The sequence below is a fragment of the Streptomyces sp. NPDC028331 genome, assembly GCF_055565775.1.
On the sequence record NZ_JBVHTR010000032.1, the window covers coordinates 78,208 to 85,827 of the forward strand.

The 7,620-nt window shown below is 69.4% G+C and carries 5 protein-coding genes; 4 read left to right on the plus strand and 1 reads right to left on the minus strand.

From position 1 onward, the window contains the following. Positions 1-151: 151 nt before the first annotated feature. A complete protein-coding gene (locus ACZ4SW_RS33770) occupies positions 152-2,425 on the minus strand; it encodes a (Fe-S)-binding protein (RefSeq protein WP_468252865.1) in 2,274 nt (757 codons plus the stop codon). A gap of 903 nt (positions 2,426-3,328) precedes the next feature. Here ACZ4SW_RS33770 and dnaK point away from each other — a divergent pair. The 4 genes from dnaK to ACZ4SW_RS33790 are packed head-to-tail and all read left to right on the plus strand — an operon-like array spanning position 3,329 to position 7,492. Further along, positions 3,329-5,173: a molecular chaperone DnaK gene (gene dnaK / locus ACZ4SW_RS33775; protein ID WP_468252866.1), complete on the plus strand. Its 1,845-nt coding sequence runs from the start codon at positions 3,329-3,331 to the stop codon at positions 5,171-5,173. Continuing rightward, positions 5,170-5,829 carry a nucleotide exchange factor GrpE gene (grpE, locus tag ACZ4SW_RS33780; protein WP_468252868.1) on the plus strand — a complete coding sequence of 220 codons (660 nt, stop codon included), beginning with the start codon at positions 5,170-5,172 and terminating at the stop codon, positions 5,827-5,829. The genes dnaK and grpE overlap by 4 nt, the downstream gene beginning before the upstream one ends. A gap of 39 nt (positions 5,830-5,868) precedes the next feature. Beyond that, entirely contained in the window at positions 5,869-7,035 is a 1,167-nt protein-coding gene (dnaJ, locus tag ACZ4SW_RS33785; protein ID WP_468252869.1) for a molecular chaperone DnaJ, read from the plus strand. 4 nt (positions 7,036-7,039) lie between these two features. Next, positions 7,040-7,492: a heat shock protein transcriptional repressor HspR gene (locus tag ACZ4SW_RS33790; protein ID WP_468252870.1), complete on the plus strand. Its 453-nt coding sequence runs from the start codon at positions 7,040-7,042 to the stop codon at positions 7,490-7,492. Positions 7,493-7,620: the final 128 nt, after the last annotated feature.

The following is a 7,620-nucleotide window of genomic DNA, read 5'->3' on the forward strand; positions in this document are numbered from 1 at the left end:
GTTGTCACTGTTTTGGTTTGTGACCCCCGGGTCGTCTCCCTGCTCCCCCCGGACGCTTTTCTCCGACCCGCCAACGGCCGAGGGGCCGGGGTCGCCTTCCGCGACCCCGGCCCCTCGGCGGTGTGCCCTTCGGCGGCGTACGGCCGCCCTGCTACTTCACCGGCTCCGGCTCGGGCGCGCTCTCCGTGTCCGCCTGGCCCGCCGGCGGCTCGTCCACCGGCGTCTTGACGGAGTCGAGGAGGAGCTGGGCGACGTCCACGACCTGGACGGACTCCTTCGCCTTGCCGTCGTTCTTCTTGCCGTTCACCGAGTCCGTGAGCATGACCAGGCAGAACGGGCAGGCCGTGGAGACGATGTCCGGGTTCAGGGACAGGGCCTCGTCGACGCGCTCGTTGTTGATGCGCTTGCCGATCCGCTCCTCCATCCACATCCGGGCGCCACCCGCGCCGCAGCAGAAGCCGCGCTCCTTGTGGCGGTGCATCTCCTCGTTGCGCAGGCCCGGGACCTTGCCGATGATCTCGCGCGGAGGCGTGTAGATCTTGTTGTGGCGGCCCAGGTAGCACGGGTCGTGGTAGGTGATGATGCCCTCGACCGGGGTGACCGGGACCAGCTTGCCCTCGTCGACGAGGTGCTGGAGGAGCTGGGTGTGGTGGATGACCTCGTAGTCGCCGCCGAGCTGCGGGTACTCGTTGCCGATCGTGTTCAGGCAGTGCGGGCAGGTCGCGACGATCTTCTTGGCCGACTTCGGCTTCTTGGTCGATGGGTCCTCGTCGTCCTCGCCGAACGCCATGTTCAGGGCCGCCACGTTCTCCATGCCGAGCTCCTGGAACAGGGGCTCGTTGCCCAGGCGGCGGGCGGAGTCACCGGTGCACTTCTCGTCGCCGCCCATGATCGCGAACTTCACGCCCGCGATGTGCAGCAGCTCCGCAAAGGCCTTCGTGGTCTTCTTGGCGCGGTCCTCGAGGGCACCCGCGCAGCCGACCCAGTACAGGTACTCGACCTCGGTGAGGTCCTCGATGTCCCGGCCGACGACCGGCACCTCGAAGTCGACCTCCTTGGTCCACTCCAGGCGCTGCTTCTTCGCCAGGCCCCAGGGGTTGCCCTTCTTCTCCAGGTTCTTGAGCATCGTGCCCGCCTCGGACGGGAACGCGGACTCGATCATGACCTGGTAGCGGCGCATGTCGACGATGTGGTCGACGTGCTCGATGTCCACCGGGCACTGCTCGACGCAGGCGCCGCAGGTGGTGCACGACCACAGCACGTCCGGGTCGATGACGCCGTTCTCCTCGGCCGTGCCGATCAGCGGGCGCTCGGCCTCGGCCAGCGCGGCGGCCGGGACGTCCTTGAGCTGCTCCTCGGAGGCCTTCTCCTCGCCCTCCATGGTCTTGCCGCCACCGGCCAGCAGGTACGGCGCCTTGGCGTGCGCGTGGTCGCGCAGGGACATGATCAGCAGCTTGGGGGAGAGCGGCTTGCCGGTGTTCCAGGCGGGGCACTGCGACTGGCAGCGGCCGCACTCGGTGCAGGTGGAGAAGTCCAGCAGGCCCTTCCAGGAGAACTGCTCGACCTGGGAGACGCCGAAGACGTCGTCCTCGCCGGGGTCGGTGAAGTCGATCGGCTTGCCGCCGGAGGTCATCGGCTGGAGGGCGCCGAGGGCCGTGCCGCCGTCGGACTCGCGCTTGAACCAGATGTTCGGGAAGGCGAGGAAGCGGTGCCAGGCCACACCCATGTCCGTCTTCAGCGAGACGGTGATCATCCAGATGAACGACGTCGCGATCTTGATCATCGCGACCAGGTAGACGAGGTTCTGCAGCGTGGTCAGGCTCAGGCCCTTGAAGGCCGTGACCAGCGGGTACGAGATGAGGTACGACGCCTCGTAGCCCGACACGTGGTGCAGGGCGCCCTCCAGGCCGCGCAGCGTCAGGATGGCGAGGCCGATGATGAGGATGACCGCCTCGACGAAGTACGCCTGGCCGATGTTGGAGCCCGCGAAGCGGGACTTGCGGCCGGGGCGGTCCGGGCGCGAGAGCTGGCGGATCACGATCAGCGTGAGGATGCCCAGCGTGGTGAGCAGGCCGACGAACTCGGTGAAGACCTCGTACGGCGCCCAGTCGCCGATGACGGGGATGTACCAGTCCGCCTGGAAGAGCTGCCCGAAGGCGTTGACCAGGGTCAGGACCAGGGTGAAGAAGCCCACCGCCACGAACCAGTGCGCGACGCCGACGATGCCCCAGCGGTTCATGCGGGTGTGACCGAGGAATTCCTTGACCACGGTGACGGTGCGCTGCTTGGGGTCGTTGGTACGGGTGCCGGCGGGCACGTTCTGTCCGAGCCGCACGAAGCGGTAGATCTGGCCGATGGCTCGGGCGAACAACGCCACGCCGACCACGGCCAGGACCAGCGACACGATGATCGCGGCGAGTTGCATTTGGGGGCTCCTCGGGCCTGCGAGGGATTTCCTCCGTGTACTTCCTGTGTACTCGAAGGCGGGTGATTACTAAGCGGTAACTTATGCAGTCCGTCTGAGACTACCCACTTATGCCGCCGCACTGTAGTGGCGCAAGCGGTGATCTGCGTCGCTGTGGATTCCGTCGCCGCCTTGCGGCCGCCTCGCAGGAAACCCGCGGGGCGGCGGCGGCTGGTCCGTTCCGGGGACGCGGTGCGCGTCGCGGCGCGGCGATGCGGGGGGTGCGCCGGGGTGGCGCGGGAGGGTGGCGGGCGACTCGATGTGCCACCCGACACGAGCCTGCCCCGGTACGCGTACGCGAACCCCGCACGCGACCCCGTACGCGGACGCCACCCGTCCGCGTCCGCGTACGCGTACGCCGGTGTGCGAGCGGCCCGCCGTGGTACGCGACGCTGTACGACGCGAGGCGGCCGCGCCTCCTCGAGAGGCCGTCGTGCGACGGAAGCCGCGCAGCGCCTCCTCGGCGGGGTTGCCGTGCCGCTTCACCGCGCAGCGCCTCCCCTGGGGGTCGCCGTGCCGGGCGCACCGCGCAGCGCTTCCCCCGGAGGTCGCCGTGCCGGGCGCGTCACGCGGCGCCTCCTCCGCGGGGCGGCCGTGCCGGGCGCACCGCGCAGCGCCTCCCCCGGAGGTCGCCGCGCCGCGCGCACCGCGCAGCGCCTCCTCCGCGGGGCAGCCACGCCGCGCGCCACCCGCCGCGCAGCACCCCCGCTTCACCTCCAAAACGCCGCTCACCTGCGATGATTCCCTGCTTGCCGAATGCCGTGGGAGAGAAGTTGAGTCAGATCGACTCAGCTCTGTTGACGCGGGGCCGACCCTCGGGCATCCTTGAGCCTGTTCCACTCAAGTCAGCTGGAGGAATTCACCATGGCACGTGCGGTCGGCATCGACCTGGGCACGACTAACTCCGTCGTCAGCGTTCTGGAGGGCGGCGAGCCCACCGTCATCACCAACGCCGAGGGTGCCAGGACCACGCCGTCCGTCGTCGCCTTCGCCAAGAACGGCGAGGTGCTGGTCGGCGAGGTCGCCAAGCGCCAGGCGGTCACGAACGTGGACCGGACCATCCGCTCGGTGAAGCGCCACATGGGCACCGACTGGAAGATCTCGCTGGACGGGAAGGACTTCAACCCGCAGCAGATCTCCGCGTTCATCCTGCAGAAGCTGAAGCGGGACGCCGAGGCGTACCTGGGCGAGAAGGTGACCGACGCGGTCATCACCGTCCCGGCGTACTTCAACGACTCCGAGCGGCAGGCCACCAAGGAGGCCGGCGAGATCGCCGGTCTGAACGTGCTCCGCATCGTCAACGAGCCGACCGCCGCCGCCCTGGCGTACGGCCTCGACAAGGACGACCAGACCATCCTCGTCTTCGACCTCGGTGGCGGCACCTTCGACGTGTCCCTCCTGGAGATCGGCGACGGCGTCGTCGAGGTGAAGGCCACCAACGGTGACAACCACCTCGGTGGTGACGACTGGGACCAGCGCATCGTCGACTACCTGGTCAAGCAGTTCCAGTCCGGCCACGGCGTGGACCTGTCCAAGGACAAGATGGCCCTGCAGCGTCTGCGCGAGGCCGCCGAGAAGGCCAAGATCGAGCTGTCCTCCTCCACCGAGACCTCGATCAACCTGCCCTACATCACCGCGTCCGCCGAGGGCCCGCTGCACCTGGACGAGAAGCTCACCCGCGCCCAGTTCCAGCAGCTCACCGCGGACCTGCTGGAGCGCTGCAAGACGCCGTTCCACAACGTCATCAAGGACGCCGGCATCTCCATCAACGAGATCGACCACGTCGTCCTCGTCGGTGGCTCCACCCGTATGCCCGCCGTCGCCGAGCTCGTCAAGGAGCTGACCGGCGGCAAGGAGGCCAACAAGGGTGTGAACCCGGACGAGGTCGTCGCCATCGGCGCCTCGCTCCAGGCCGGTGTCCTCAAGGGCGAGGTCAAGGACGTCCTGCTCCTCGACGTCACCCCGCTGTCCCTCGGCATCGAGACCAAGGGCGGCATCATGACCAAGCTGATCGAGCGCAACACCACGATCCCGACCAAGCGGTCCGAGATCTTCACCACGGCCGAGGACAACCAGCCGTCCGTGCAGATCCAGGTCTACCAGGGCGAGCGCGAGATCGCGGCGTACAACAAGAAGCTCGGCATGTTCGAGCTGACCGGTCTGCCGCCCGCCCCGCGCGGTGTCCCGCAGATCGAGGTCTCCTTCGACATCGACGCCAACGGCATCATGCACGTCACGGCGAAGGACCTCGGCACCGGCAAGGAGCAGAAGATGACCGTCACCGGCGGCTCCTCGCTCCCGAAGGAAGAGGTCGACCGCATGCGCGAGGAGGCCGAGCGCTACGCGGAGGAGGACCACAAGCGCCGCGAGGCCGCCGAGACCCGCAACCAGGGCGAGCAGCTCGTCTACCAGACCGAGAAGTTCCTCAAGGACAACGAGGACAAGGTCCCGGGCGAGATCAAGACCGAGGTCGAGTCCGCCGTCGCCGAGCTCAAGGAGAAGCTCAAGGGCGAGGACACGGCCGAGATCCGCTCCGCCACCGAGAAGGTCGCGGCCGTCTCGCAGAAGCTCGGCCAGGCCATGTACGCCGACGCCCAGGCCGCGCAGGCCGCCGGCGGCGCCTCCGCCGGTGCCGGTGAGGCCAAGGCGGACGACGACGTGGTCGACGCCGAGATCGTGGACGACGAGCGGAAGGACGGTGCCGCGTGACGGAGGAGACCCCGGGCTTCGAGGAGAAGCCTGACGTCCCCTCCGGCGCCACCCCTGATGACGCCGAGCCGCAGGCCGCCTCCCCCTCTGCGGAGGAGGCGGCGGCCCCGGCGGGGGACGCAAGCGACCAGAACGCCGGCCTGGTGGCCCAGCTCGACCAGGTGCGCACGGCGCTCAACGAGCGCACGGTGGACCTGCAGCGCCTCCAGGCCGAGTACCAGAACTACCGCCGCCGCGTCGAGCGCGACCGGATCGCGGTCAAGGAGATCGCCGTCGCGAACCTCCTGACCGAGCTCCTGCCCGTGCTCGACGACATCGGCCGCGCGCGGGAACACGGCGAACTGGTGGGCGGTTTCAAGTCCGTCGCCGAGTCGCTGGAGACCGTCGCGGCGAAGATGGGTCTGCAGCAGTTCGGCAAGGAGGGCGAGCCCTTCGACCCGACCATCCACGAGGCCCTGATGCACAGCTACGCGCCGGACGTCACCGAGACGACGTGCGTGGCGATTCTGCAGCCCGGGTATCGCTTCGGCGAGCGCACCATTCGCCCCGCGCGGGTGGCCGTCGCCGAACCGCAGCCGGGGGCGCAGACGGTCAAGGCCGAGGAGACCACCGAGGCGGGCGACGACAAGGAGAACGGTGGCCCGGACGAGGGCTGACGTACACCACGAACGCACAGGGAAGGAGGGACGTCGGGGATGAGCACCAAGGACTTCATCGAGAAGGACTACTACAAGGTCCTCGGCGTCCCCAAGGACGCCACCGAGGCCGAGATCAAGAAGGCGTACCGGAAGCTCGCCCGCGAGTTCCACCCGGACGCCAACAAGGGCAACGCCAAGGCGGAGGAACGTTTCAAGGAGATCTCCGAGGCGAACGACGTCCTCGGCGACCCCAAGAAACGCAAGGAGTACGACGAGGCCCGCGCCCTGTTCGGCAACGGCGGCTTCCGTCCCGGCCCCGGGGCAGGAGGATCGTTCAACTTCGACCTGGGCGACCTCTTCGGCGGCCAGGGCGGCGCCGGAGGCAGCTTCGGCGGAGGTCTCGGTGACGTCTTCGGGGGCCTGTTCAACCGCGGCGGCGGCGCGGGCACGCGTACGCAGCCGAGGCGGGGCCAGGACATCGAGTCCGAGGTCACGCTGAGCTTCATGGAGGCGGTGGACGGCGCGACCGTACCGCTGCGCATGTCCTCGCAGTCACCGTGCAAGGCCTGTTCGGGCACCGGCGACAAGAACGGCACGCCGCGCGTGTGCCCGACCTGCGTCGGCACCGGGCAGGTGGCGCGCGGCTCGGGCGGCGGCTTCTCGCTGACCGACCCGTGCCCGGACTGCAAGGGCCGCGGCCTGATCGCGGAGAACCCGTGCGAGGTCTGCAAGGGCAGCGGCCGGGCCAAGTCGTCCCGGACGATGCAGGTGCGCATCCCGGCGGGTGTGTCCGACGGGCAGCGCATCCGGCTGCGCGGCAAGGGCGCGCCCGGCGAGCGGGGCGGCCCGGCCGGCGACCTGTACGTGGTCGTGCACGTCAATCCCCACCCCGTCTTCGGCCGCAAGGGCGACAACCTGACGGTGACCGTGCCGGTCACGTTCGCGGAGGCGGCGCTCGGCGCCGACATCCGGGTGCCCACCCTCGGCGGGCCCCCGGTGACGCTGAAACTGCCCCCCGGCACGCCGAACGGGCGTACCATGCGCGCCCGTGGAAAGGGCGCGGTCCGCAAGGACGGAACCCGCGGCGACCTGCTGGTCACCGTCGAGGTGAGTGTCCCCAAGGACGTGTCGGGGAAGGCTCGTGACGCGCTGGAGGCGTATCGCGAGGCGACCGCGGGCGAGGACCCGCGGGCGGAGCTGTTCCAGGCCGCGAAGGGAGCATGACCAGATGGACGGCCGTCGACGCAACCCGTATGAGCTGACCGAGGACACCCCGGTCTACGTCATCTCGGTGGCGGCCCAGCTCTCCGGACTGCACCCGCAGACGCTGCGCCAGTACGACCGCCTGGGGCTCGTGTCCCCGGACCGCACCGCCGGCCGGGGCCGGCGCTACTCGGCCCGCGACATCGAACTGCTCCGCCAGGTGCAGCAGTTGTCGCAGGACGAGGGCATCAACCTGGCCGGCATCAAGCGCATCATCGAACTGGAGAACCAGGTCGCCGCGCTCCAGTCCCGCGTCGCGGAACTCCAGGCCGCCCTCGACGGCGCGGCGGCGGCGATGCGTCAGCGCGAGGCGGCCGTCCACGCCTCCTACCGCCGTGACCTGGTGCCGTACCAGGACGTCCAGCAGACCAGTGCGTTGGTGGTGTGGCGGCCGAAGCGGCAGCAGCAGACGGACTGACGCGCACGCGTACGCGAAGGGCCGGGAGGCGGGCGGCGGTTTCTAGGGATCGTTGCAACACGTGGTCGTGTTGATCAGGCCGCGAGCAGTTTATGCAGGCGCTCGGCTGGGGTTGCCCAGCCGAGCGT